The 23,870-nt window shown below is 61.8% G+C and carries 25 protein-coding genes and 1 pseudogene; 17 read left to right on the forward strand and 9 right to left on the reverse strand.

What is annotated here, in order from left to right:
- Positions 1-27: 27 nt before the first annotated feature.
- Positions 28-780 carry an SDR family NAD(P)-dependent oxidoreductase gene (locus BPET_RS19215; RefSeq protein WP_012250677.1) on the reverse strand — a complete coding sequence of 251 codons (753 nt, stop codon included), beginning with the start codon at positions 778-780 and terminating at the stop codon, positions 28-30.
- Between the two features lie 176 nt (positions 781-956).
- Here BPET_RS19215 and BPET_RS19220 point away from each other — a divergent pair, with 176 nt between their 5' ends.
- The 7 genes and pseudogenes from BPET_RS19220 to BPET_RS26115 form a co-directional block, all read left to right on the forward strand.
- A complete protein-coding gene (locus tag BPET_RS19220) occupies positions 957-3,080 on the forward strand; it encodes an acetate--CoA ligase family protein (RefSeq protein ID WP_012250678.1) in 2,124 nt (707 codons plus the stop codon).
- A 45-nt stretch (positions 3,081-3,125) separates the two neighbouring features.
- A complete protein-coding gene (locus tag BPET_RS19225; RefSeq protein ID WP_012250679.1) occupies positions 3,126-4,094 on the forward strand; it encodes a Bug family tripartite tricarboxylate transporter substrate binding protein in 969 nt (322 codons plus the stop codon).
- A 13-nt stretch (positions 4,095-4,107) separates the two neighbouring features.
- Positions 4,108-5,166: a CaiB/BaiF CoA transferase family protein gene (locus BPET_RS19230; protein WP_012250680.1), complete on the forward strand. Its 1,059-nt coding sequence runs from the start codon at positions 4,108-4,110 to the stop codon at positions 5,164-5,166.
- Positions 5,150-5,746: a flavin reductase family protein gene (locus BPET_RS19235; protein ID WP_012250681.1), complete on the forward strand. Its 597-nt coding sequence runs from the start codon at positions 5,150-5,152 to the stop codon at positions 5,744-5,746. Before BPET_RS19230 ends, BPET_RS19235 begins: the two co-directional genes overlap by 17 nt.
- Before the next feature lie 191 nt (positions 5,747-5,937).
- Positions 5,938-6,687 (forward strand): electron transfer flavoprotein subunit beta/FixA family protein, encoded by a 750-nt coding sequence (locus BPET_RS19240; RefSeq protein ID WP_012250682.1) that lies wholly within the window; start codon positions 5,938-5,940, stop codon positions 6,685-6,687.
- A 16-nt stretch (positions 6,688-6,703) separates the two neighbouring features.
- Positions 6,704-7,636, forward strand: a complete 933-nt coding sequence (locus BPET_RS19245) for an electron transfer flavoprotein subunit alpha/FixB family protein (RefSeq protein ID WP_012250683.1) — start codon at positions 6,704-6,706, stop codon at positions 7,634-7,636.
- Positions 7,637-7,665: 29 nt separating this feature from the next.
- Positions 7,666-8,076, forward strand: a pseudogene (locus tag BPET_RS26115) (acyl-CoA dehydrogenase); the annotation flags it as partial.
- A 285-nt stretch (positions 8,077-8,361) separates the two neighbouring features.
- Here the strand turns inward: BPET_RS26115 and BPET_RS27630 are convergent.
- A complete protein-coding gene (locus tag BPET_RS27630) occupies positions 8,362-9,015 on the reverse strand; it encodes a pseudouridine synthase (RefSeq protein ID WP_012250686.1) in 654 nt (217 codons plus the stop codon).
- 611 nt (positions 9,016-9,626) lie between these two features.
- Between BPET_RS27630 and BPET_RS27580 the strand changes: the two genes are divergently transcribed.
- From BPET_RS27580 to BPET_RS19280, 5 genes are all read left to right on the forward strand, one after another.
- Positions 9,627-9,977, forward strand: a complete 351-nt coding sequence (locus BPET_RS27580; RefSeq protein WP_012250687.1) for a helix-turn-helix domain-containing protein — start codon at positions 9,627-9,629, stop codon at positions 9,975-9,977.
- 707 nt (positions 9,978-10,684) lie between these two features.
- The gene (locus BPET_RS19265; RefSeq protein ID WP_012250688.1) at positions 10,685-10,939 is read left to right on the forward strand and encodes a helix-turn-helix transcriptional regulator; all 255 of its coding nucleotides are present in this window, start codon (positions 10,685-10,687) and stop codon (positions 10,937-10,939) included.
- Between the two features lie 110 nt (positions 10,940-11,049).
- Positions 11,050-11,748: a DUF6088 family protein gene (locus tag BPET_RS19270; protein ID WP_012250689.1), complete on the forward strand. Its 699-nt coding sequence runs from the start codon at positions 11,050-11,052 to the stop codon at positions 11,746-11,748.
- On the forward strand, positions 11,745-12,797 hold the full coding sequence (locus BPET_RS19275; RefSeq protein WP_012250690.1) for a nucleotidyl transferase AbiEii/AbiGii toxin family protein: 1,053 nt from the start codon (positions 11,745-11,747) through the stop codon (positions 12,795-12,797). Before BPET_RS19270 ends, BPET_RS19275 begins: the two co-directional genes overlap by 4 nt.
- Before the next feature lie 136 nt (positions 12,798-12,933).
- A complete protein-coding gene (locus tag BPET_RS19280; RefSeq protein ID WP_012250691.1) occupies positions 12,934-13,338 on the forward strand; it encodes a CopD family protein in 405 nt (134 codons plus the stop codon).
- Positions 13,339-13,497: 159 nt separating this feature from the next.
- Here the strand turns inward: BPET_RS19280 and BPET_RS19285 are convergent, their stop codons facing one another.
- The 5 genes from BPET_RS19285 to BPET_RS19305 form a co-directional block, all read right to left on the reverse strand.
- Positions 13,498-14,487 (reverse strand): Bug family tripartite tricarboxylate transporter substrate binding protein, encoded by a 990-nt coding sequence (locus BPET_RS19285; RefSeq protein ID WP_012250692.1) that lies wholly within the window; start codon positions 14,485-14,487, stop codon positions 13,498-13,500.
- A gap of 104 nt (positions 14,488-14,591) precedes the next feature.
- A complete protein-coding gene (locus BPET_RS19290) occupies positions 14,592-15,821 on the reverse strand; it encodes a pyridoxal phosphate-dependent aminotransferase (protein ID WP_012250693.1) in 1,230 nt (409 codons plus the stop codon).
- Between the two features lie 35 nt (positions 15,822-15,856).
- Positions 15,857-16,207 carry a RidA family protein gene (locus BPET_RS19295; protein ID WP_012250694.1) on the reverse strand — a complete coding sequence of 117 codons (351 nt, stop codon included), beginning with the start codon at positions 16,205-16,207 and terminating at the stop codon, positions 15,857-15,859.
- Positions 16,204-17,127 carry an NAD(P)-dependent oxidoreductase gene (locus BPET_RS19300; RefSeq protein WP_012250695.1) on the reverse strand — a complete coding sequence of 308 codons (924 nt, stop codon included), beginning with the start codon at positions 17,125-17,127 and terminating at the stop codon, positions 16,204-16,206. Before BPET_RS19300 ends, BPET_RS19295 begins: the two co-directional genes overlap by 4 nt.
- Positions 17,128-17,164: 37 nt before the next feature.
- The gene (locus tag BPET_RS19305; protein WP_012250696.1) at positions 17,165-17,914 is read right to left on the reverse strand and encodes a GntR family transcriptional regulator; all 750 of its coding nucleotides are present in this window, start codon (positions 17,912-17,914) and stop codon (positions 17,165-17,167) included.
- A gap of 181 nt (positions 17,915-18,095) precedes the next feature.
- On the opposite strand from BPET_RS19305, the gene BPET_RS19310 reads away from it, so the two are divergent.
- Entirely contained in the window at positions 18,096-19,760 is a 1,665-nt protein-coding gene (locus BPET_RS19310; protein ID WP_012250697.1) for a thiamine pyrophosphate-binding protein, read from the forward strand.
- A gap of 224 nt (positions 19,761-19,984) precedes the next feature.
- Positions 19,985-20,677 (forward strand): GntR family transcriptional regulator, encoded by a 693-nt coding sequence (locus tag BPET_RS19315; RefSeq protein ID WP_041863083.1) that lies wholly within the window; start codon positions 19,985-19,987, stop codon positions 20,675-20,677.
- On the opposite strand, the gene BPET_RS19320 is transcribed toward BPET_RS19315, so the two are convergent.
- Positions 20,674-21,309 carry a TetR/AcrR family transcriptional regulator gene (locus BPET_RS19320; RefSeq protein WP_231852620.1) on the reverse strand — a complete coding sequence of 212 codons (636 nt, stop codon included), beginning with the start codon at positions 21,307-21,309 and terminating at the stop codon, positions 20,674-20,676. The two genes, BPET_RS19315 and BPET_RS19320, sit on opposite strands and share 4 nt — an antisense overlap.
- Positions 21,310-21,597: 288 nt before the next feature.
- On the opposite strand from BPET_RS19320, the gene BPET_RS19325 reads away from it, so the two are divergent.
- The 3 genes from BPET_RS19325 (at position 21,598) to BPET_RS19335 (ending at position 23,058) form a co-directional block, all read left to right on the forward strand.
- A complete protein-coding gene (locus tag BPET_RS19325) occupies positions 21,598-21,915 on the forward strand; it encodes a DUF4148 domain-containing protein (protein WP_012250700.1) in 318 nt (105 codons plus the stop codon).
- A 108-nt stretch (positions 21,916-22,023) separates the two neighbouring features.
- Positions 22,024-22,362, forward strand: coding sequence for a DUF4148 domain-containing protein (locus tag BPET_RS19330; RefSeq protein ID WP_012249907.1), 339 nt, complete (start codon positions 22,024-22,026; stop codon positions 22,360-22,362).
- Between the two features lie 123 nt (positions 22,363-22,485).
- Positions 22,486-23,058 carry a TetR/AcrR family transcriptional regulator gene (locus BPET_RS19335; protein WP_012250701.1) on the forward strand — a complete coding sequence of 191 codons (573 nt, stop codon included), beginning with the start codon at positions 22,486-22,488 and terminating at the stop codon, positions 23,056-23,058.
- Here the strand turns inward: BPET_RS19335 and BPET_RS19340 are convergent.
- Positions 23,036-23,782 (reverse strand): GntR family transcriptional regulator, encoded by a 747-nt coding sequence (locus BPET_RS19340; RefSeq protein ID WP_231852621.1) that lies wholly within the window; start codon positions 23,780-23,782, stop codon positions 23,036-23,038. The genes BPET_RS19335 and BPET_RS19340 overlap by 23 nt on opposite strands.
- Positions 23,783-23,870: the final 88 nt, after the last annotated feature.

Raw genomic sequence — 23,870 nt, forward strand, 5'->3', positions numbered from 1 at the left:
ATTTACGAAAGAGTCAGTTAACGCGGTTCAGGAGGAGAAACGTCCGCCTGTTACATACAGCGTGATCCCAGTGATATAACGTGCATGCTCCGAGGATAGGAAGGCCACCGAAGACGCGATGTCTTCGGGCGCTCCGAGGAAGCCGACGGGATTGCGCGCCAACGCCATTTCACGCAGCTCGGGATAGGTCGGCAAAGAACGCATCAGTTCCGTCTCGATGAATCCGGGCGCTATCGCATTGACTGTAATGCCAAAGCGAGCCTGCTCCAGCGCAAGCGCCCGAGTGAAACCAACCAAGCCTAACTTCGCCGTCGTGTAATTGGTTTGACCAGGGTTGCCGAAGACAGAACGAGACGCAATATTGACGATGCGTCCCCATTTGCGTTCCATCATTCCCGGCAAAACGGCACGGCTGAAATGAAAGGCCCCCTTGAGAATGGTGTCGACCACCGAATCCCAGTCTTCTTCCGACATCTTGGTCAGATACTTGTCGCGGGTGAAACCGGCATTGTTCACCAGAATATCAACGCCGCCCCATTCCTTCACTACGGCATCGATGCCGGCCTGTACCTGATCCTTGTCACAGACATCGCATTGAATAGCCATGGCCTCGAACCCTTCATCCCGCAGGTTCTGCGCAGTGGCATCGGCTGTTTCCACATCGATGTCGCAAATCACTACGCGAGCCCCTTCTTGCGCCAGTTGCCGACTTGCCTCGGCGCCAATCCCCCGGCCTGACCCTGTCACCAGGGCAACTTTGCCTCGAATTTTCAGATCCATACTTCCGCACCATATCGAAATTTATCAAATAGTCTCTTGAACGTTGGACGCAGCGTTGCCATCCGTAAGTTGGTCTATAATACGACATCTCGAATTATAAGTCGAGTAGTGATTGATAAATTTAATATTTCGTACTACCATCCACAACATCGAATCAAGAAATGCCTGAGGCTCTAATGGAAAGCAACATGTTTCTAAACCTATCAGCCCTCTTCGACCCTCGGTCTGTCGCCGTGGTCGGAGCCTCGGATCGCCCCAACAGCATCGGCCAACGAACCGTCACCAACCTAGTCGAACACTCTGACTTCGTCGGCGAACTATTCCTTGTGAATGCCACGAAAGACGAAGTCATGGGGCGCCGCGCCTATCGCTCAGTAACAGAATTGCCCTGCGCGCCCGACTTGGCGGTCATCGTGGTGCCTGCAGCCGCTGCCGTCGGCGTGATCCGCGAATGCGGCCAGAAAGGGATCAAGTTCGCTGTGGTGCTGACCTCGGGTTTCAGCGAAGCCGGAGATGAAGGGAAACGGCTGGAGCAAGAAATCACAGACATCACCAGGCAAACCGGGATACGGGTATACGGCCCCAACTGCCCAGGTCTGGTCAACAACAACCGGGGAATCGGGTTCACGTTTTCCCCCGCCTACAAGCTGGATCGCAAGGCCGGTCCGATCGGGCTGGTCACCCAGGGAGGCGGGCTGGGCCGTACATTCCTGCAGGCTAGCGGCCGCGGTATGGGCATCGGCTTATGGTGTTCGAGCGGCAATGAGGCCGACCTGACCGTCAGCGACTACATCAACCACATGGTCAGCATGCCGGAAGTCAAAGTGATCGTGACTTTGCTGGAAGGGATCAACGACCCCGAGCGCTTCGTGCAAGCCGCCCTCAATGCCGCACGCTCGGGTAAGCCCATCGTCGCGCTCAAGGTCGGCAAGTCAGAATACGGAATCAAGGCTGCGCAGTCTCACACGGCGGCGCTTTCCGGCAGCGCCGAAGTGAACAGCACCGCTTTCAGGCAGCTGGGCATCATAGAAGTGAACGACATCGATGAAATGATCGACACCGCAGCCTTGTTGGCGCGTGCCGTTCCACCCACCGACCTGAGCGTCGCCATTTATTCTTTTTCCGGCGGAACCGTCGCACTCGCCGCCGACATGCTCGGCGAAGCCCAACTGAAGCTGGCGGAATTCACGCCGAACACCCTGGACGAACTGAGCCGCCTGCTGCCTTCCTTCGCCGCCATCCATAATCCAGTGGATACGACTGCTGAAGTGCTGGTGAATAAAGACATCAGCCACGCCTCGCTGCTGCAAGTAGCACGAGACCCCAACGTCAACGCCGTGCTCTATCCCATCCCCATGGAATATGGCGATACCACATTGGCGGCGTGTACCGATATGGTGCGCGTGCAAGCGGAAGTTGATAAGCCCATCATTCCAGTATGGATGAGCGACAAGACCGGAAGCGGCTATGACGCACTCGTCCAGCAAGAGCTCGTCCCCTTCCGTAGCCTGTCGCGCGCCATCAAGGCCATTTCGCGTTGGAACCAGTATGGGCGCTGGCGTGCGGGTTTCGATTCGTCATGGAAACCGGCCTTGCAAGCGTCTGCAGAAACCGGAGAGTCGGCCCAGGATTATCAAACCTACACGGAGCGCGAAGCGAAATCGATTCTGGCTCGTGCCGGTGTGCGCGTGCCTACCGGCGGCGTCGCCGCCACCCTGGAAGAAGCTCTGCATCTGTCTGCTGGTATCGACGGACCAGTCGTGGCAAAAATCGTCAGCCAGGACATTCTGCACAAATCGGATATTGGCGGGGTGCGTACAGGGCTGCGCACCGATGCCGAAATCACGGATGCCTGGCACGGCATACTCGAAAATGTCCGCAAGGCTGATCCGCACGCCCGCATCGACGGAATTCTGATCGAGGAAATGATCGCTCAGCGCGGCGTCGAAACACTTGTCGGCGTACACGAAGACCCTCTTTTCGGCCCCGTCATCACCTTCGGTCTCGGCGGGATATTTGTCGAAGTATTCCGTGACGTCAGCCGCCGCCTGCTTCCGCTGACACCCGCGCAAGCTCGGGAAATGATCGCAGAAACGCGGTGCTACACGTTGTTGAAGGGCGTGCGCGGCCAGGCAGCGGCAGACATCGAAGCACTTGTCCAGCTGCTACTCGCCGTCTCGGATTTCGTCATCCAAGGTCCCTTATCCGTACACGAACTGGATCTGAATCCAGTCATCGTCGGCCCCGAAGGTGCCATTGCGGTCGACGCCGTTCTCATTGCAAGCAAGCGCAATAGCTAGTTCCACAAACTCATATTACTTACACCAACCAGGAGGAAACAAAAGATGATCAAAAAGTTCACAATGCCGGCTCTGATTGCCGCAACATTGATGGCCGGCAATGCTGTCGCAGCTTATCCGGAACGACCTATCGTATTCGTGGTGCCGTACACGGCGGGCGGCATCACGGATAACGTAGCTCGTACCGCCGCAGCCAAGCTGGAAAAAGAGCTAGGCCAGACCGTCATCGTGGAAAACCGCTCGGGTGCCGGGGGCAGCATTGGAGCGGACTACGTTCTGCGTCAGCCAGCGGACGGCTATACGATCTTCCTGGGCACACAAGGCACCCAGATCACCAACCCGCTCATATACGACAGCACGAAATACGACGCCCAGAAGGACTTCGTGGCCATTCACGGGCTGACCGCCATACCCAATGTAGTGGTCGTCAACAGCCAGAAACCCTACCAGACTCTGGACGCCCTGGTGCAATATGCCAAAACGAATCCAGGCGCACTGACCAACTCTTCGGCCGGCACGGGTAGCGGTACTCATCTAGCCGCCGAGCTGTTCCAGGATGTGGCCGGTGTGTCTTTCACGCACGTTCCCTACAAAGGCAGTGCCCCCTCCATCACTGATCTCATGGGCGGACAAGTGGATCTGTCCTTCGATTATCTGGTATCCACGCGCGGCGGCATCACGGAAGGCCGTCTGAAACCCGTGGCCGTCACGGGTGAAGCACGTCTGCCCGACCTGCCCGATATTCCCACGATGACCGAGCTGGGTTATCCCAAAGCGACCTCCGTTTCATGGATGGGCGCGTTTGTCCGCGCAGGCACTCCCCAAGACGCAATCGACACGCTCACAACTGCCTTTGAAAAGATCATAGCGGATCCCGATGTAGCAAAGGCTTACGCCAACTTCGGTGGCGCGACGCTGAACAAGCCAGGCAGCGAGTTCGCCCACTTCATCAGCGAAGAAACCGAAAAGTGGAGCGCCGTCGTGAAGGCTGTCGGCCTAGAGAAAGGACGCTAAGACGATTTGAGCCATGACTATGACATCCACGCCCCAACCTCCTCTGGCAGGCCTGCAGGTTCTTGATTTTTCCGAACTGCTGCCTGGGCCGTTCTTCACCCAGAACCTTCAGGAACTTGGTGCCACGGTCACCAAAGTAGAACGACCGCCGAACGGCGACAGTGCCCGTCTGTTGTATCCCGGCATTTTCGAGTCGGTCAATCGAGGCAAGCAATCGATCATGCTGAACCTCAAGGATCAAGCTGGCCTGGAACAGGCACGATCCTTGGTGAGAACGGCGGATGTTCTGGTAGAGGGCTACCGCCCCGGCGTAATGGCCCGCCTGGGGCTGGGTTACGATGAAGTACGCACTCTGAATCCGCGTATCGTTTATGTGTCGCTAAGTGGTTATGGCCAAACGGGACCCAACTCGAAACTGCCGGGGCATGACCTGAACTATCTGGCGATGGCTGGTGCCCTGGCGCTCGGCGGAAGTGACCGCGAGTTTCCCGCCTCCGGTGCAGGTCTTTCGGTGGCGGATCTTGCCGGCGCCATGTACGCACTGTCCAGCACGCTGGCCGCACTACTTGCCCGCGCGCTCACGAACCAGGGCCGCTATCTCGATGTGTCTCTGACCGACTGCGTCGCCCACTGGATGAACCCACGCCTGGGACAGTTCGGATGGGCGGGCCAGGCTACCTTGGCCGAGCAGCGCAGCGAGGTATTGAGCAAGCCAGGATACGGCGTCTTCAGCACGAACGACGGCGGCCATGTCGCCATCGGTGCGCTTGAGGACCACTTCTGGACCAGGCTCAAGAACGCCCTGTCACTTGACCAGTTCGAGGGCTATGCAACGTACGCACAGCGCGCTCTCATGGCCGACCGCATCAACGATGCCATCGCCGCCCGAATTCATCAGCTTTCCGAACAGCAGGCCATTGAGTTGCTGCAGAACGCCGACGTGCCGATCTCCCCTTTGGTACTCCCGTCGCAGCTCCTGGAATCCGAACACGTCCGCAGCCGTGGACTGGTCGGGAAAGATGCCAAATTTCTCCGTTATCCGGTGGACATGACTCATGTACACCAGCCTTGACCCTGCAGAACTCAGTCCACGCGAAATCTATCGCTTTATGACCTCATGCATAGTGCCGCGCCCCATCGCCTGGGTGTCGACAGAAGACGCGCAGGGCTCCGCCAACCTGGCTCCTTTCAGTTTCTACACGCTGGTATCGACAGTACCGCCTCTGGTCGCCCTGAGCATCAGCGCAGCACAGGAACAGGACAAGGATACTGCCGCAAACATTCTTAGCACCAAGGAGTTCGTGATCAACTTCGTCACGGTCGCGCTCATGGACAAGATGCATGCATCTTCAGCGCGCTTTGCCGCCGGCATCGACGAAGCCGCAGCGCTGGGCATAGAAATGATGCCCAGCCAGGTAGTGCGCCCACGCAGCGTCGCCGCCAGCCCCGTCCATCTTGAATGCGTATTGGCCGATTGCTTGGAATTCGGACGCTTCAAGACGCGCCTCATCGTCGGCGAGGTCGTCAACTTCCATCTTTCCGATCAATGCATGCAGGATGGAAAAATCGACGGTAGGCTGCTTGACCCACTATGCCGACTGGGAGGGCAGTGGTACGCGGGACTACAACCCCGCATGCAGCCCTTTACATAGCCTTCCATCCCTAGGGCTTAAATACAAGGAGACTGGGCGCGGCAAATGGACAAATACGGCGCTGTGACTGATCACATGAGCGGCGCGCAGTTCGGTGATTTCATCAATCCGAATACGACAAGTGGGGCGAGGCGGTCAGGATCGCCGACGTCCAGGTTCAATAACGCAATTCAACACATATTGGAAATAGCATGAAAATCCTTGTTCCTGTCAAACGCGTGATCGACAAAGACGTCAAGGTGCACGTGAAATCCGATGGAAGCGGTGTGGACACCGCCAACATCAAGCACAGCATGAACCCTTTCGATGAAATTGCGGTGGAAGAAGCCGTACGCCTGCGGGAAAATGATGCTGTCACCGAGGTGATCGCCGTTTCCGTGGGGGTGGTTCAGGCTCAGGAGACTCTCCGAACGGCGCTCGCGATCGGCGCCGATCGCGCAATCCTAGTCGAAACCGCAGAAGAACTGGAGCCGCTTGCCGTGGCCAAGGTGCTGAAGGCACTCGTCGACAAAGAGCAACCGCGACTGGTGCTAATTGGCAAACAAGCAATCGACAACGATGCCAACCAGACCGGCCAGATGCTTGCTGCCTTGGCGGATTTTTCGCAGGCCACCTTTGCATCCAAGGTGCAACTCGACGGCGACACGGCCACGGTCACCCGGGAGGTCGACAGCGGGCGGGAAACCCTTACGGTATCGCTACCCGCGGTCGTCACCACAGACCTGCGCCTGAACGAACCGCGCTACGTCACATTGCCCAACATCATGAAGGCCAAAAAGAAACCACTGGAATCGGTCACCCCCTTCGACCTGGGTGTCGATATCAGCCCTCGAGTGAAGGTCCTCAAGGTTACCGAGCCGCCCCAGCGCAGCGCGGGCATTACGGTGCCGGATGTCGCCGCATTGCTCGACAAGCTCAAGAACGAAGCCAAGATCATCTGATAGGAAGAGGTCCACCATGATAACTCTCGTTATTGCCGAACACGACAACAGTGTGCTGAAGCCCGCCACGCTCTGCACCGTCGCAGCCGCCGCCGCTCTGGGTGGTGAAATCCATGTGCTGGTTGCCGGTCATCAAGCCGCAAGCGTCGCTCAAACTGCCGCACAAATCCAGGGCGTATCCAAAGTGCTGCACGCCGACGGTGAATCCCTGGCTCATGCTCTGGCAGAGAATCTCACTGCACAGGTGCTCGCCATAGCCGACGGCTACAGCCACTTCCTGTTCCCCGCTACCTCGACCGGCAAGAACGTGGCGCCACGCGTAGCCGCCAAGCTGGATGTGTCGCAGATCAGCGAAATCACTAAAGTGCTGAGCGACGACACCTTCGAGCGCCCCATTTATGCCGGCAATGCAATCGCTACCGTGCAGAGCCTGGACTCTCGGAAAGTCATCACCGTGCGGGCCACCAGCTTTGATGAAGCGGCAGCAACCGGCGGGTCAGCCGCCGTCGAAGCAGTGACGGCAACGGCAGATTCGGGTAAGAGCCGCCTTGTTGGTCGCGAGGAAAGCAAGAGCGACCGCCCCGAGCTGACATCCGCCCGTATCATAGTTTCGGGTGGTCGCGCCCTGGGTAGCCAAGAAAAATTTCAAGATGTCATCACGCCGCTGGCCGACAAGCTGAAGGCGGCTATCGGTGCGAGCCGTGCCGCCGTCGACGCTGGGTACGTTCCCAACGATTTGCAGGTAGGGCAGACCGGCAAGGTCGTGGCACCAGACCTGTATATCGCTGTAGGTATCAGCGGCGCCATCCAGCACCTAGCCGGCATAAAGGACTCGAAGGTCATCGTGGCCATCAACAAGGACGCAGAAGCCCCAATCTTTTCGGTGGCGGACTACGGCCTGGTAGCCGACTTGTTCATCGCTGTCCCGGAATTGATCGAAAAAATCTAACTGCCCGCCGTACTTTCCGGGAAACACCTATCAACTACAAAGCCCCCGTCAAGGACCTTCTGTTCAACATCGAGCATTTGGCGGAAATCGACACGTTGGCCCAGATGCCGCGCTTTGAAGACGCGGATCTGGATACGGCTCAAGCCGTGCTCAAAGAATGCGCGGTTCGGTGAAGAAGCCATCGCGCAGCTGAACGTCGTGGGCGACACCAAGCCCGCCACGTGGAATGCCGGCGAGGTGACCACCAGCCCCGGCTTCAAGCAGACTTTCCGGCAGTACGCCGAAGGCGGGTGGCAGGGCTTGCAACACGCACCGGAATTTGGTGGCCAAGGCTTGCCGAAAACCATGGGTGCGGCGTGCCTGGGAATCTTCAACAGCTCCAATCTCAGTTTTGGCTGTGCCCGCTGCTGACCGACGGCGCGATTGAAGCATTGATCACTTTTTTGAACAACGTCAAAATTCCCAGCTCGTTGGGCGGAGCTTGCGCCACTGCCTCGGGGGCAGTCCTTACAGCACACAGGGGCCGATTCGGATTCGCACCAAGCGTAAGCCGGGCAGGGCTACCGCAGAAGTCATTCGCCGCATCTGACGGTTGCGGCCTTCTCGTATAGGCAGTTCGAGCCAGGCGGTGGGAATGCGTTTGCGGAACCGAACCAGCGGCGTCCTAGGCCAAATCTAGGGGGCATCGATGAACCGCGCCAGCGCCAGCAAAGTCGGCTCGTCTTTCAACTGCACGCCGTTCCACAAACGCTGCAGCTGCTCTGCGCTTGGTTCGCCTTCCACTTGAGCCCAGTAGGTCTCGGGAATATTGTGCCGAGGATCTGCAATTCGCGATTGCAACGTCCGTCATTGGTCAGTAGAAGCAAGCCTTCGCTATCTCGATCCAGCCGCCCGGCTGGGTAGAAGTCCGAGACGTCTACAAAGTCTTTAAGCGTAGCCCGGCCTTGGTCGTCGCTGAGCTGAGCCAGAGCGTCGAAAGGCTTGTTGAGCATCAACAAGCTCGGCGTGTCGACCGTTGCTTGCCGAGCACGCCGAACGAAGGGTTTCCGCGCACGATTTAATTCGATGCCCAGTGAATGCCTTCGAAGCAGGTCTGGCAAAGGCGGCGCGGAGCACAGCAATAAAGCGAGCACCCCGCCCGCGATGGCCCAGGCGACGACTCCAGCCATGACGCCTGCCATCACGGGGCCGCGCAAGATCTGAACGGATCGGGTCCGCCGCCAGATCTCGGCACAACCACCCGCACGCCGACACCCAATAAATCTACCATCGCCGATGGCGATCCTGGATCTCGGTGTGGCCGAGTATTCCACCCGCCATTGTGCGATGTATGCCAAGCGTGCGGTCAACAACCTCCAAAACACGGCATCAAGAATCATTGACCCTGCGGCTTTGTAAGGCAATCTGTCGATCGAACATTCGGGCGGTCAACCAGGCCAGCTGCATGGTAGCGATGACAGTGACGACTTGTATAGGGAAGGCTCGGGGCTCGGCTTAGCTATCGTGAAAATTATTGTGGAGACCCATAGAAGCCGAGTCAGCGCCAGCTCGACGGCCGACGCAACCCGGTTCGAAGTAGTGTTCCAGCGACGCAATATTCAGTACGCTAGCAGCACTCCTGATTCCTATGGCTCGTATCGCCTCGTGCCGAAAGCAAGCCTATCCTGCTCCAGAGCGGCGGTCGAATCAGAAAGCTGATACTCACACGCGACATTTCCCATCTGCGTTCAGCTGATCCGCCACAAGCTGGTCACGGCGCGCTGCATGCTGACGGCTGGTAGTGCGGTCTCCCGTAAAGAAAGGTCGTTGTCTTTACAATCTTTGCCTCTCATGCTGTGCCGTTAGCTGTCACAATGACCCAAATTGGATTCAGCCATATGATTAATCATGTAATTTTATTAGTTAAGTATTTTATTGACAGTCATATATTGATTCACCGTCATGTCATAATGTATCAAACTACTGGAAAAAACCCCTGACCCTCGACATCATGAGCATCGGCGAGCGCCTACGTATCGCACGTACGAAACGAGGCCTAACCCAAGAAGCGTTGGCCGGTCTGGTTCAGGCTCCCCTGACCCAGGGTGCCATCGCACATATAGAAAGCGGCCGAAGCGAGTCCTCACGCCACATAGTATGGATCGCTGCAGCCCTTCGAGTCCGCGCCGAGTGGCTCGTTACCGGAGAAGGGGAAATGTTCGAGGATGAGTGGCCATGGCCTGGAATATCTCGGGAATCCGTATCAAAGTTGCCAACGCTGGTCTTGGAAGACATTGGCGATTACATCGAGATGAAGCTCTCTAAGCATGGCAGGAACAGCGGCGACGGCAAAACAGAATAAGGCAACTAGACAGCTGCAGAAACGAGTCGCCGCAGCCAGCCGTCGCTTCTAGATAGTCGCTGAAAAGCTACAGAAATCCCGCAGGCTGGCCTTCGGCCTACAACGGGTCAGAGCGATCCGATTTGATTCATTCCGAATCAGATTAAGCGTACCTTCTACAAATTTACATGACCCATATGACTCGTTCATATTAGTTTTGTATTGACTCTTCTAAATAGATACGTAATGATTGCACCAAGCCTGCTCTTTAACAACGCAACACCGATGAATACCGCGCCCTGCCCCACGACGGGCGGTGCGAGTGCGCGGCTACCCGAGTCGTCAGCATACTGCGGGGCGACAGGCACCTGGGTAGGAGCAAAACAGGTGAAAAATCATCACTCCCCCGGGCCGGTAGAGACTGGCGCAAACTGGGGGAACTGGTGACGATCCGTACCCACGGACGCCGGCACTGCCACCAAAGGCAGGCCACCCTCGACGGATGGCGCGTAATCCGTTGATGACAGCGGCAAAGACCGCAGTTCTCGGCATCCCGCCGAACCGCAGCAGCGGGCCAGCGGCGGGCTCCGCCGAGAATGATCGAAGCATCCGGCCCCCATCGCGGCATCTTGGAGGGCCGTCCACGAAGGCGCGGGTCGCGCCTGCTTTGGAAAGCATCCTGAGCCCCGTTCTCCCAGGGTGCTTCCCAAGGTCCAATGGAGGAAGAAATGAAGGAACAGCAGGTCCAGCCACAAATTTTTGGCCACCCGTCAACCAGATACCATACCCAGCAACCACCCGACCAAGCACTTCTCTACCGGATTCACACGGCCGAAGCCAAGCTTGGGGTATCCCGATCAACTATCTATCGGCTGGTCAATGAAGGCGAGTTAGTACTGATCAAGATAGGCAAACGGTCCAGCGGAATCACAGCAGCCAGCCTACACGCGCTCATCGAGCGCAACAAGGCACTTGTCAGTTAGGCCATTGCGGCATTGATCTTTTGGAGTCCGTCTGAAAATCGTACACAAATTTCGGACGGACTTGCCCTTTGTCCGAAAAAGAGCTACAAATATCGGACAGAGGTGCCGCCATGAACGATCTCAAGACGCAGATCATGACTCACATTGATGCAGCCGGGCCCGACCAGGTATGGGTGCCAGCCGACTTTTCCCAACTTGGCGGCAGAGACGCCGTGGACAAGGCGCTCCAACGCCTGCTCACGGCGGGCCAATTGCGCCGTATCGACCGTGGACTGTACGACAGACCCAAAGTAAACAGCCTGACCAAACAGGCAACACCCCCAGATTACCGCGCCGTCGTGGACGCCATCGCGCGGCGCGATCAACTGCGTCTGCTTGTCGATGGAATGACCGCAGCCAACGACCTTGGCCTGACGGATGCCGTGCCAGCGAACGTCATCATCCACACCGATGCACGCCGACGCACCATTCAACTTGATAATCTGACCATCACGTTCAAGCTCACGGCGCCAAGCCGCCTGTATTGGGCCGGGCGACCCGCCATGCGGGTCGTACAGGCGCTGTACTGGCTCAAGGACACCCTACCCGCTGACAAACCCCGAATCATCAAACGGCTGTCAAAGCTGCTGGAAAGTTCCGAGCGAGGCGAAGCCATACGCCAGGACTTACTAGCAGGTTTCCATACATTGCCCGCGTGGATGCAGGCCATCGTGCGCGAACTGCCGGGCTGTGCTGCAACCGGCGTCGAAGGCTCTACAGCGCCACTCAGCGCCACCAACGGCCGGACGCACACCGACACTTTTGCATGAACCCGAACTTTCATACCATCATCCAGGCCGCCGACGATGAACGGCGCGGCCTGTTCCTGACAACGGCCGCTCGTCTGGGCACGGCTGTGCAAAATGTCGAAAAAGACTTCTGGGTGTGCTGGACGCTGGACGTACTATTCAACGGCCTGCCGCCAGACGGCCCTCGCCTGCTGTTCAAAGGCGGTACATCGTTGTCCAAGGCATACAGCTTGATTTTCAGGTTCTCCGAGGACATCGACATCACCGTATTCCGCGAAGACATTGGTGAACCCGCTGAAACTGCAGAACTGGACGCGCTGAGCGGCAAGCAACGCCGTATCCGGCTGGACCGCATCCGCACCGCCTGCCAGCGCTATATTGCTGACGATATGACAACGCGGCTCCATGCTATCGCAGCTCAGGTCATACCTGCCGACCGCTTCCATTTGGAACTGGACCCGGACGATCCCGACCAGCAGACGCTGCTGTTCTGGTACCCCGCCGTGACGGCCACCCCCGGCGACTATAACTATATCCGTTCCGCCGTAAAAATTGAGGCGGGGGCAAAATCTGCCTTAGATCCGCATGAAGCTGCCGTTGTGTCTCCCTACGTTGCCAACGATCTGCCCGATTTGGATATGGCAGTGCGCAACGTGACAACAGTCAAGCCAGAACGCACCTTCTGGGACAAGATCATCATCCTGCATGGCCTGCGCCAATGGCATGATCGCAGAGGGCTACTGCGCCACGGCGGTCAACGTGTCTCCCGGCACTATTACGACGTGCACCGGCTCTTGCAGCACCCCGACGCCGACGCATGGATGGCTGATCGCACCCTGGCACAAGACTGTGCGCAACATGCCCGGCTGTTCTTCGGCGGTGCGGACCTCCGGCTGGACACGGCAGCACATGGCTCCTTTACCCTCGCCCCGTCGCACTCGATGCACGAGACACTGGCCCGAGACTACGAAGCGATGAGCGGTATGATCTTCGGGCCGCTTCCTGCTATCGGAGATGTGCTTCAAGTCGTCGCTGACCTGGAGGAACGCTTGAATACGCATCTGAAGTGAGCGGATTGTAAGCACATGGCATACTCTGCAATTCACAGAGATACTGCTGGCCGAAGCAACTTGGAATCGAACCACGGGCCGCTTTCGTTGTTTTTTAGCACCTGTACCCCAGCTTGTACCCCACCGTTCCCATTCGATGGAGAAAGCCCACAGATACTGGCTTTCCCGGATCTATTCGATTCCGCCCCAGCGGCTGCAACTGATGCGCGACGTGCTGGGCCGCTTTCTGAAGGCCGTGCTGTGGTCGGTGGCGGCGGCCCTGGCCAGCGGGGCCTGGATGATCGACCGCTCGGCCCGCCAGGCGGCCGAATCGGGCGGCAGCTTTCACATGCCGCCGGCCTGGGCGGCCATGGCAGTGCTGGGCGTCGTCATGGCCGCCATATTCGGGCATATTCGCTACGCGCTGTATCCGCGCCTGGCCAATGCCGTGCAGGCCGGCCAGTGGCCCGCCGCCGGCGCCGCCATGGGATCGATCAAGACCTGGGTGGCGGTCAACCTGGCATTGGGCCTGCTGGCGGTCGCCGTGGTCGTGTTGGGCTGATGAACCGCAGCGTTCTCGCGCAAACCCCATCCAATTGAGCAATGCATTGCCAGGTGTCTGACACCCGCAGGGTGTCAGACACCAATACGCTAGAAATAGCTGGCCTGCATTTCGGTGTCTGACTCCCTGCGGGTGTCAGACACCTGTGGGCGTGCCCTCTTAGTCCACCTTCGCGCCCGACAATTTCACCACGTCGGCCCAGCGCTTGATGTCGGCCTTGTGCACCTGTTCGAAGGCGGCCGGGCTGGGGTCAGCCGGCGGCGTGATGCCCTGCACGTCGATCAGCCAGCGCTGGAATTCGGGCTTGGACATTTCCTGGATGACGGCGTCGCTGAAACGCTTCTGGATGTCGGCCGGCAGCTTGGCGGGGCCGAACAGGCCATACCAGGTGCTGCTTTCATAGCCAGGCAGTCCGCAGCCCTCGGCCACCGTGGGCACGCCGGGCAGCGCCTCGAGTGGCTTGGAGGTGGTTACGCCCAGCGCGCGCACCTGGCCGGCCTTCACCGCCGCAATGCTGGGCGCGCTCTGGTTAAAGAAGAAATCCACTTCGCCCGACAGCAGCGCCGTCATGGCCGGACCCTGGCCGCGATACGGCACGTGCACGATGTCGACCTTGGCCTGGTGCGTGAATTGCGCGCCGGCCAGGTGACCCGACGTACCGTTGCCGGTAGACGAGTAGTTCATCTTGCCGGGATTCTTGCGCGCCAGCGCCAGCAAGTCTTTGCAGGTCTTGACGTCGGGATGCTTCTTGGGATTGACCAGCAGCACGTTGGGCACGTCGCCCAGCAGCGCAATGTGAGTGAAATCGTTCCACACATCGAAGCTCAGGCTCTTGTACAGCGCGGCGTTGATGGCGTGCGTGCCCGCGGTGCCGAACAAAAAGGTATAGCCGTCGGGCTCGGCGCGCGACACCACATCGGACGCCACATTGCCGCCGGCCCCCGTTCGAGCTTCCACCACGATGGGCACGCCCAGGGTCTCGGTCATGCCCTGGCCCAGCTTGCGCGCGTACAGGTCTACGCCCGAACCGTTCGGAAAGCCGCCGACGATGACGATGGGCCGCGACGGCCATTTGTCCTGGGCGGCCGCCGGCGCGGCGGCGGCCAGGGTCGCGGCGGCCAAGGTGGCAATGCTCAAGATACGCAACATGGTTATTCCCCTTTTGAAGTTGTGCTGCGATGAACTGCCTGTTTTCGGACAGGCAATGGTTTCTGGTGTCAACGGGGCCGCCCACGGGCAAACCCCGGCGTGCATCAAGACAACAGCGCCACGGCCCGCGCAATGCGGTCCAGCGCCGTTTGCAGTTGCGCCTGCGAGGTGGCATAGCTGATGCGGAAATACGGCGCCAGCCCGAACACCGTGCCCGGCACCATGGCCACGTCGTGATCCTGCAGCAGGTACTGGCAGAAGTCGGCGTCGGTCTCCAGACGCTGGCCGCCCGGCGTGCGGCGGCCCAGCACGCCCGCGCAGCTGGCATAGGTATAAAAGGCGCCCTCGGGGCGCCGGCAGGCCAGGCCATCGATGGCGTTGAGTCCGTCCACCACCAGGTCGCGGCGCGCCTGGAACGACGCACGCCGTTCGGCCAGCACATCCTGCGGGCCGTCCAGCGCCTCGATAGCGGCGGCCTGGCTGATGGAGCACGGGTTCGACGTACTCTGGCTCTGCACCACCGCCATCGCGCCGATCAGTTCTTTCGGGCCGCCGCCGTAGCCGATGCGCCAGCCCGTCATGGCGTAGGCCTTGGACAGGCCATTGATCGTCAGCGTGCGCGCCTTCAGGCGCGGCTCGACCTGCGCCATGGTGCGGAAAGCGAAGTCGCCGTAGATCAGGTGTTCGTAGATGTCGTCGCAGATCAGCCACACATGCGGATGACGCAGCAGCACGTCGGCCAGCCCGCGCAGGTCGGCCTCGGCGTAGGCCGCGCCCGTGGGGTTGGACGGAGAGTTCAGCATGACCCAGCGCGTGCGCGGCGTGATGGCGCGTTCCAGGTCGGCCGGCGCCATGCGAAAGCCGTTGTCTTCGCGGCAGGCCACCTCGACGGTTTTGCCGCCCGCGATGGCGATCATGTCGGCGTACGACGTCCAGTAGGGCACGCCGACCACGACTTCGTCGCCCTCGTCCAGGGTGGCCATCAGCGCGTTGTGGATCACCTGCTTGGCGCCTGCTCCCACGGTGATTTCGTCCAGGCCGTACGACAGGCCGTTGTCGCGCTCGAACTTGCGCGCGATGGCCGCTTTCAGCGCCAGCGTGCCGTCCAGCAGCGTGTACTTGGTGTCGCCGGCGCGCATCGCGCGGATGGCCGCTTCCTTGACGTTGTCCGGCGTGTCGAAGTCGGGCTCGCCCGCGCCCAGCACGATGACGTCGCGCCCTTCGCGCTTGAGCTGCGCGGCGCGCGCGCCGATGCGCAGAATCTCGGACACCGCGATGCTGGCGATGCGGCGAGCCCGCCGGAAGGCCGGCGCCTGTGTAAGATCGGTAGACATGCTTTGCTCGAATCCGTATGAAAAGACCGCCGCGCCTACAGCGCGGCCGTGACCATGATCTCGACCAGGATGTCGGGCGCCGCCAGCTCGACGGCGCCGCAACAGCGCGCGGGCGCGTGGCCCGGCGCGATCCAGGCATCATAGACTTCGTTCATGGCGTGGAAGTCGGCCATGCGCTGCAGCCAGATGGTGACGTTCAGCGCCTTGGACTTGTCGGTGCCGGCGGCGGCCAGCATTTCGTCGATCTTGGCCAGCACCTGGCGCGTCTGGCCCGCCACGTCGGCGTCGCGATCGTCGGCCGTGTGGCCGGCCAGGTAAACCGTGCCGTTGTGGATGACCGCGCGCGAACGGCGGGCGTTCTGGTCGAGGCGGGTAATGTCGGTCATTGTTGCTGCCCCTGGCCCGAAATGCGACGGCAGTGGTTCAACGCCGCCTGGATCAGGTTGTCGCTGGCCTCGGGCGTGCGGAACGCCGAGTGCGCCGACAACGTAACGTTGTCCAGCCGCGTCAGCGGGTGGCCGGCGGGCATGGGTTCGGTCACGAACACGTCCAGGGCGGCATGGCCCAGCTTGCCCGACTCCAGCGCCTGGATCATGGCGTCTTCATCGACCAGCGCGCCGCGCGCGGTATTGACCAGGATGGCGCCGTCGCGCATGCGCGCGATGCGCTCGCGCGAGATGATGCCGCGCGTCTCGTCGGTAAGCAGCAGGTGCATCGATACCACGTCGCTGGCCGCCAGCAGTTCATCGAGTTCGACGAAACGCACACCCGGATGCGTCTTGGGGCTGCGGTTCCAGGCGATGACCTGCATGCCCGCGCCGGCCGCCAGCCGCGCCATTTCGGCCGCGATGCCGCCAAAGCCCACCAGACCCAGCGTCTTGCCAGTCAGCTGCACCGCGTCGGAACGCAGCCAGTTGCCGACGCGCATGGCGCGGTCCATGCGGGCGAACCCCTTGGCCGCCGCCCACATCAGCGCGAATGCGCATTCGGCCACCGCCGTATCGCCGTAGCCCTTGATGATGTGCACCTCGATGCCGGCCTCGGCCAGCTCTTCGGGGTTCATATAAGAACGCGCGCCGGTGCCCAGGAACACCACGTGCTTCAAGCCGGCGCACTGGCGCGCGATGTCGGTGGGCAGGTGGGTATGGTCGATGATGGCGATTTCGGCATTGCCCAGCACTGCCGGCAGCTGCTCGGATGTGATGTCGGGCTGGCGGTTGATGACCAGTTGCGGGTCGTCGGCGCGGTGCAGGCGCTCGGCCACGGCCGACAAAGTGGGGTTGGCATCGACAAAAACAGCTTTCATGACGGGGAATCCTGTGTGAGGGTTCGACGGAAAAGGTTCAGGGCGCGGCAGCGGCGGACGCGTTGCTGGCCTCGATGAAACGCGATTCGGCATAGTCGGCCAGCGCGTTGCCCATGTAGATCTCGGCAAAGCCGGCGCGCGCCAGTTCTACGACCTGGTCCAGGTGCTTGTCGATGTGCTGACTCATCAGCGCCTGCACCGCCGCCACGTCGCGCGCCCGCAGGGCGCGCACGATGTCGGGGTGGTCGTTGCGGGTCTGGCCGCGGCGGGCTTTCAGGTCGATCCAGCGCGGAAAGCGGATGCGCTCGTTCAGCGATCGCACCGAGCGCAGGAATTCCGGGTTGCCCGCCAGGCTTGCCAGGTGTTCGTGAAAGGCCTCGTCGCGCGACAGCAGGCGCAGTGCCTGCGCATCGGTCTCGACTTCGTCGCGGCTGCCCTCGACAGAACGGGCCAGCTCGGCCAGCGCCTGGTCAGAAGCCCGCGCGCAGACCAGCCGCACCACGCCGAGTTCTACCGTGGCGCGGTATTCGTACAACGCCATCAGTTGCTGGGCGTCCAGCGCCCGCACCGTATAGCCGCGATGAGGCGTGGCCATCAGAAAGCCTTCGGCGGCGATGCGATTGAGCGCCTCGCGCACCGGCGTGCGGCTGACGCCCAGCTGGCGCGCCAGCTCGAGTTCGTTCACCCGTTCGCCCGGCCGCAGGCGGAAGGTGGTGGCCATGGCCTTGATGCGATCGTAGACATGACTGGGTGCAACGGCGGGGGTATGGGGCAGCACGGCGTTCATGAATGGGTCTGGCGAATATGGCGCGGCGGTGGGCCTGACTCATTTGTACACCAAATTGTCCACAAATGGTGAATATTGTTTTGTATACAATCGAGTGTTATGCTGCCGCCCATCCCCTTCCCCATGGCCGGCCGCGGCTGCGCCGGTTTCCGTACGCACTTCTGAAAGCGAGACCTTGCACATGACTCACGGCCTACCCGTCCGCACCGGCGGGCAAATCCTGATCGATCAATTGCGACGCCAGGGCGTCGAACGGGTCACCTGCGTGCCCGGCGAAAGCTACCTGGCTGCGCTCGACGCGCTGTACGACAGTGGCGTCGACGTGGTCATCTGCCGCAACGAAGGCGGCGCGGCCATGATGGCCGAGGCCTACGGCAAGCTGACCGGCAGGCCCGGCGTGTGCTTTGTCACGCGCGGCCCCGGCGCCACCAACGCCAGCCATGGCGTGCACATCGCCATGCAAGACTCCACGCCCATGCTGCTCTTCATCGGCCAGGTAGACCGGTCGATGCGCGAGCGCGAGGCCTTCCAGGAAATCGACTACCGCGCCATGTTCGGATCCATGGCCAAGTGGGTGGTCGAGATCGACCGCGCCGAGCGCATTCCCGAACTGGTGGCCCGCGCGTACCGGGTAGCCATGCAGGGTCGTCCGGGTCCGGTGGTGATCGCGCTGCCCGAAGACATGCTGGTCGACACCTGCGCGGTGGCGGACGCTCCTCGCGTCGAGCCGGCCCAGGCCTGGCCCGCGCCGGCCGACCTGCAGACGCTGGAAAGCCTGCTGGCGCAGGCCCGCCAGCCCATTGCCATACTGGGCGGCTCGGGCTGGGACGACGCGGCCTGCCAGCAGTTCGCCGATTTCGCGCAGCGCGCCGGCCTGCCGGTAGCCACGTCGTTCCGGCGCGCCTCGCTGTTTCCGGCCGACCATCCCTGCTACGCGGGCGACCTGGGCATCGGCCCCGACGCCCGCCTGAAGGCGCGCGTGGCCGAGGCAGACCTGGTGTTGCTGGTGGGCGGCAGGCTGTCGGAAATGCCGTCTTCGTCATACACCTTGCTCGACATCCCGGTGCCCCGCCAGAAACTGGTGCACGTGCACCCCGGCGCCGAAGAACTGGGCCGCGTGTACCAGCCCGCGCTGGCCATCCATGCCGGCCCGCGCGCCTTCAGCGCGGCGCTGGCGCAACTGGCCGCGCCCGCGCAACCAGCCTGGCAAGGCAGCGCCGAACAGGCGCACGCCGACTACCTGGACTGGACCGACACCCCGCGCACCCTGCCGGGCGATTTCCAGTACGGCCAGGTGCTGGCCTGGCTGCGCGAGCGCCTGCCGCGCGACGCCATGGTGTGCAACGGCGCCGGCAACTACGCGGGCTGGCTGCATCGCCACCACCGCTTCTACACCTACGGCACCCAGCTCGCACCCACCAGCGGCTCGATGGGCTACGGCGTGCCGGCCGCCGTGCTGGCCAAGCTGCAATTCCCGCAGCGCCCGGTGCTGGCGTTCGCCGGCGATGGCTGCTTCCTGATGAACGGGCAGGAGTTCGCCACGGCGGTGCAATACCAGGCCGCCATCATCGTCATCGTGCTGGACAACAGCCAGTACGGCACCATTCGCATGCACCAAGAGCGCGACTACCCTGGCCGCGTAGTGGGCACGCAACTGCGCAACCCCGATTTCGCCGCCATGGCGGTCGCATTCGGCGGACACGGCGAGCGGGTCGAGCGCACCGAAGACTTCGCGCCCGCCTTCGAACGGGCGCTGGCCTCGGGCAAGCCCGCCATTCTGCATTGCCGGCTGGACCCGCGCGCCCAGTCGCACGCGCGCGACTTCACGCCGCCGGCAGCAGCCTGAACCGCGCGGCAGCCGTCGGGCCGGCGCGGCCACCGCCGTGCAGGCCTGAACCGTGCCGCCAGACCTCCTGAGGCGGGATGCGCGCTTGCCGCGCATCGCGGCATCGTGCTCGAATGTACTAATATGCCTCGGCAAAACATCAATAAGCGCCGGCCGGCCTACCAGGCGGCATGGCGCGGCCGCGAGCCGCCGTACCCAAGGCGGCCCTTCTTTTCGGAGACCCCGTGAGCGCCGCATCAGACAGCACCGTCGACCGTGTCTACAACCAGCTGCGATCCATGGCCATCGGCTATGAATTCAAGCCGGGCGAAAAACTGAATGAAGTCGCGCTGGCCAAGCGCATGGAAGTCAGCCGCACGCCGCTGCGCGAAGCCCTCAACCGGCTCGGCATCGAAGGCCTGCTGCGCTTCCAGCCCGGCAAGGGCTTCTTCTGCCGCGATCTCGACGTGCACGAGATCTTTAATTTGTACGAGTTGCGCAAGACCGTTGAAATTGCCGGCGCACGGCTGTCCATGACGCGCGCCCGCGACGAAGACCTGCGCAAGCTGCTCGAGTTTCTCGACGCCACCGGCCCCGAGCCCGGCGACCGCAGCGTGGCCGAGCTGGTGGATCTGGACGAGAGTTTCCACGAAACCCTGCTGGCCCTGTCCGGCAACACCGAGATGCTGCGTGTGCTGCGCAACATCAACGCGCGCATCCGGTTCGTGCGTTGGATCGACATGCGCCTGGGCGACCGGCGCAACTCCCAGCTCGAACACCGGCGCATCGTCGAGGCGCTGCTGGCTCGCGATGAAACCGCCTGCGTGGGGCTGCTGGAAAAGCATATCGAACGGCGCCTGGACCAGGTCACCTCGGCCATTCGCGAGGGCTACGCGCAGATCTACATGGGCGCCCAGGCGCAGGCGGCAGCCGCTTAACGCCCGCCAGCGCGGTCGGCGGCCGCCCGGCTGTGCGGTTCGCGTATGCCGTCCATCAGCAAGTCGACAACGAACGCCGCCAGGTCGCGGCTGTCGGCGGCGTTCTGCTCCAGCAGCGCATAGCGCTCGATAATTCCCATGAAAGCCTGCGAGAACCAGAACGGCGATACGTCGCGCCGCAGCAGGCCGGCCTGCTGCTCGCACTTGACGTTGGCGGCGATAAGATCCACCAGTTCGCTCTTGAGCGCCCCGGCGCGCGCCGACTGCAGGAAGCCGATCTGGGTCAGGTTGCGGTTTTCCTGCAAGACAGCGATCAGGGCCTGTACGCTGCCTCGTATCCGGTCATCCAGCCGGCTCGTCGGCGTGCCGTCGGGAATGCGCGCCTGCTCGACCACCATGCGCAGGCGCGTGGCGAACAACTCAACCAGCTCGTCGTAAATGGCTTTTTTGCTACTGAAGTATTGGTAGAACGCCGGGTGTGTCACGGCCGCCTTGGCGGCTACCTCGGAAACGCGGGTGCGCTCGTAGCCATGCCGGGCAAATTCTGCGCTGGCGACTTCAAGCAGCCGTTGCCGGGTGCGGGCGCCTTTGCGCAGAGGACGTCGATGAACTATCGCAGGCTCGGAGGACACTTGACTGTCGGGCATGAAAAGCAAAAGTACTAATGAATGGTACACGCTGAAAATACGACTTTTGCGGTGCCTGCGGTGTTCCCAATGGTTATCTGGCCCCTGAGATACAAATTAATACAAAAAGAACTTGACTCATCTATCTAGTAGTAGATAAGATACGTCCCATGGTTGAGGAACACGCAGTCAGCCCCCAGCCACCCGCGCTACGGCGCGTTTTTATGAACCCTGTTATCTACCTATACATAGATAGTTAATTCCGACCTTCCCTTACCCGATCAGGAACCCATCATGAAAACCCTCGCTTCCCTGCTGCTGATTTCCACCTCCTTCGCCGCCAACGCCGCCTATGCCCAGGAACCCTCGGGCGAACTCGACTACCCGCCCGCGGTCACCCAGACCAGCTCGTTGACCCGCGCCCAAGTCGTGGCCGAACTGCAAGCCGCCAAGGCCGCCGGCCAAGTCACCTTCGGTGAACTGGAACAGCCCGCCGCCCCCGTGGCCAGCTCCACCCTCACCCGCGCCCAAGTCCGCGCCGAAGCCGCCGCCGCCCGCCAAAACGGCGCCTACGCCTTCGGTGGCCAGGGCTACCCCAACACCGGCGCCTGAGCCGTTGCCTGAACCGCTGCCTGAGTCGTTGAACCGCTTTTTATTTTATTCGTTCACCTATCTATAAATAGATAGTTAGACCTCACCCCCTATCCCTGGAGCATGACCATGAAGACCCTCGTTTCCGCCCTGATGCTGTCGATGACCGTGATCGGCTCGGCCGCCTACGCCGCCGAACCCTCCGGTGAACTGGACTACCCGCCCGTGCAACACACCGCCAGCACCGTCACCCGCGCCCAAGTGCAAGCCGAACTGCAAGCGGCCAAGGCCGCCGGCCAGGTCACCTTCGGCGAACTGGAGCAGCCCGCCGCCTACGCCGCAGGCTCGGCCCCGACCCGCGCCGAAGTGCGCGCCCAGGCCCAGGCCGCCCGCGACAACGGCGCCGACGCCTTCGGCGAGCTCGACTACCAAGCCAGCTACAACCCCCTGAACGCCTCGCACGGCTAAGGACGGCGCATGGCCCGCCCCGCGGCGCCGCCCTGCCCCCCCGGCACGGCGGCCCGCCTTGTTTCCCTCTTTTGCCTGACAGGAGCCCTTCAGCCCCTTTGACCACCCGGTAGCGTCCCCGCCATGAACACTGAAACCACCCGCACGCAGATCATGCAACACGCCCAGCGCCTGATCCAGGAGCGCGGCTGCAATGGCTTCAGCTACCGCGACCTGGCCGCGCTGATCGGCATCAAGACCTCCAGCATCCACTACTACTTCCCGCAGAAAGAAGACCTGCTGCTGGCCGTCGTGCAGCACTACCACGCCCGCTGGCAGGCCACCATCGCGACCATCGACCCGGGGCTGCGCGCCGACGCCAAGCTGCGCGCCTATGTCCAGGTCCACCAGCAAGCCTTCTGTGGCACCGCCCGCATCTGCCTGGCCGCCACCCTGGCCGCCGAGCTGGCCTCATTGCCCCAGCCCGTGCGCCAGGCCGTGCAGGACTTCTACCGCGCCAACGAAGACTGGCTGGCCCGCGTGCTCGAACAGGGCGCCCGCGAAGGCAGCCTGCGCGTGCCCGGCGACCTGCGCAGCGCCGCGCAGGCCACCTTCGCCGCCCTGCAGGGCAGCCTGGTCAGCGCCCGCCTGTTCAACAACAGCGAACGCGTGCAAGACCTGTTGCCCGCCACCCTCAGCCTTCACGAATCAGCGTGAAAGAAAACTGGTAGCGGCCGGCCGGGTGGTAAGAGGTAGACACTTCGACCACCTTGCCGGCCTGGTCCCGGTACTGGCGCAAGATGAACAGACCCGGCGACTCGGGCTCCACATCCAGCTCGCGCGCGACGGTGGCCGGAATCGCCCGCGCGTCGATGGTCTGCTCGACCGACGCGATGCGCCGTCCGTAGTGGGCTTCGATCAGTTCCGACACCAGGCGGTCGGGATATTGCTGCGCCAGTTTGCGTATGCCGCGATAGTGCGCGTCCACATACAGATCGGTCCAGACGATGGGCGGCTTGCCGGCCTCGCCGCGCTTGGAACTGATGCGCAGCCAGCGCGTGCCGGCGCCCACCCGCAACTGCGCGGCCAGGTCGATGTCGGCGACGATTTCCTGCATTTTCTGGATGTGGCGCGGCGTGCGGGCAGCCAGTTGCACCAGGTCTTCAAGCGAGGCCAGCGATTGGCTGAACCCCGACTTGGGGCTGACCGCCTCTACCGTGGTGCCACTGCCGCGCCGGCGCGCGATCAGGCCCAGATCCTGCAACTGCCGCAGGGCGGCCCGCACAGTGTGCCTGCTGGCGCCGAACTCTTCGGCCAGCGCATTCTCGGGCGGGATGAGGCTGCCCAGCGGATACTCGTGATTCGCGATGCGGCGCGCGAGTTCTTCGGATATCCGGGTATAGAGCGAAATCGACATGAGGCGGCAAGATCGGGAGGACACGTCATTCTATCTGCTGCCGGCCAGCCCGCACGCCCGGCATGGGCATATTGACGCCAGCCGCACCGCCTTTTAATATGTACGTACTTTT

Origin of the sequence: Bordetella petrii (assembly GCF_000067205.1) — a bacterium.
Taxonomy (GTDB): domain Bacteria; phylum Pseudomonadota; class Gammaproteobacteria; order Burkholderiales; family Burkholderiaceae_B; genus Bordetella_A; species Bordetella_A petrii.

Bases quoted from the DNA above. Each gene is read 5' to 3' on its own strand.
- BPET_RS19215 (WP_012250677.1), bottom strand. From the start codon at position 780: ATGGATCTGAAAATTCGAGGCAAAGTTGCCCTGGTGACAGGGTCAGGC.
- BPET_RS19220 (WP_012250678.1), top strand. From the start codon at position 957: ATGGAAAGCAACATGTTTCTAAACCTATCAGCCCTCTTCGACCCTCGG.
- BPET_RS19225 (WP_012250679.1), top strand. From the start codon at position 3,126: ATGATCAAAAAGTTCACAATGCCGGCTCTGATTGCCGCAACATTGATG.
- BPET_RS19230 (WP_012250680.1), top strand. From the start codon at position 4,108: ATGACTATGACATCCACGCCCCAACCTCCTCTGGCAGGCCTGCAGGTT.
- BPET_RS19235 (WP_012250681.1), top strand. From the start codon at position 5,150: ATGTACACCAGCCTTGACCCTGCAGAACTCAGTCCACGCGAAATCTAT.
- BPET_RS19240 (WP_012250682.1), top strand. From the start codon at position 5,938: ATGAAAATCCTTGTTCCTGTCAAACGCGTGATCGACAAAGACGTCAAG.
- BPET_RS19245 (WP_012250683.1), top strand. From the start codon at position 6,704: ATGATAACTCTCGTTATTGCCGAACACGACAACAGTGTGCTGAAGCCC.
- BPET_RS27630 (WP_012250686.1), bottom strand. From the start codon at position 9,015: ATGATTCTTGATGCCGTGTTTTGGAGGTTGTTGACCGCACGCTTGGCA.
- BPET_RS27580 (WP_012250687.1), top strand. From the start codon at position 9,627: ATGAGCATCGGCGAGCGCCTACGTATCGCACGTACGAAACGAGGCCTA.
- BPET_RS19265 (WP_012250688.1), top strand. From the start codon at position 10,685: ATGAAGGAACAGCAGGTCCAGCCACAAATTTTTGGCCACCCGTCAACC.
- BPET_RS19270 (WP_012250689.1), top strand. From the start codon at position 11,050: ATGAACGATCTCAAGACGCAGATCATGACTCACATTGATGCAGCCGGG.
- BPET_RS19275 (WP_012250690.1), top strand. From the start codon at position 11,745: ATGAACCCGAACTTTCATACCATCATCCAGGCCGCCGACGATGAACGG.
- BPET_RS19280 (WP_012250691.1), top strand. From the start codon at position 12,934: ATGGAGAAAGCCCACAGATACTGGCTTTCCCGGATCTATTCGATTCCG.
- BPET_RS19285 (WP_012250692.1), bottom strand. From the start codon at position 14,487: ATGTTGCGTATCTTGAGCATTGCCACCTTGGCCGCCGCGACCCTGGCC.
- BPET_RS19290 (WP_012250693.1), bottom strand. From the start codon at position 15,821: ATGTCTACCGATCTTACACAGGCGCCGGCCTTCCGGCGGGCTCGCCGC.
- BPET_RS19295 (WP_012250694.1), bottom strand. From the start codon at position 16,207: ATGACCGACATTACCCGCCTCGACCAGAACGCCCGCCGTTCGCGCGCG.
- BPET_RS19300 (WP_012250695.1), bottom strand. From the start codon at position 17,127: ATGAAAGCTGTTTTTGTCGATGCCAACCCCACTTTGTCGGCCGTGGCC.
- BPET_RS19305 (WP_012250696.1), bottom strand. From the start codon at position 17,914: ATGAACGCCGTGCTGCCCCATACCCCCGCCGTTGCACCCAGTCATGTC.
- BPET_RS19310 (WP_012250697.1), top strand. From the start codon at position 18,096: ATGACTCACGGCCTACCCGTCCGCACCGGCGGGCAAATCCTGATCGAT.
- BPET_RS19325 (WP_012250700.1), top strand. From the start codon at position 21,598: ATGAAAACCCTCGCTTCCCTGCTGCTGATTTCCACCTCCTTCGCCGCC.
- BPET_RS19330 (WP_012249907.1), top strand. From the start codon at position 22,024: ATGAAGACCCTCGTTTCCGCCCTGATGCTGTCGATGACCGTGATCGGC.
- BPET_RS19335 (WP_012250701.1), top strand. From the start codon at position 22,486: ATGAACACTGAAACCACCCGCACGCAGATCATGCAACACGCCCAGCGC.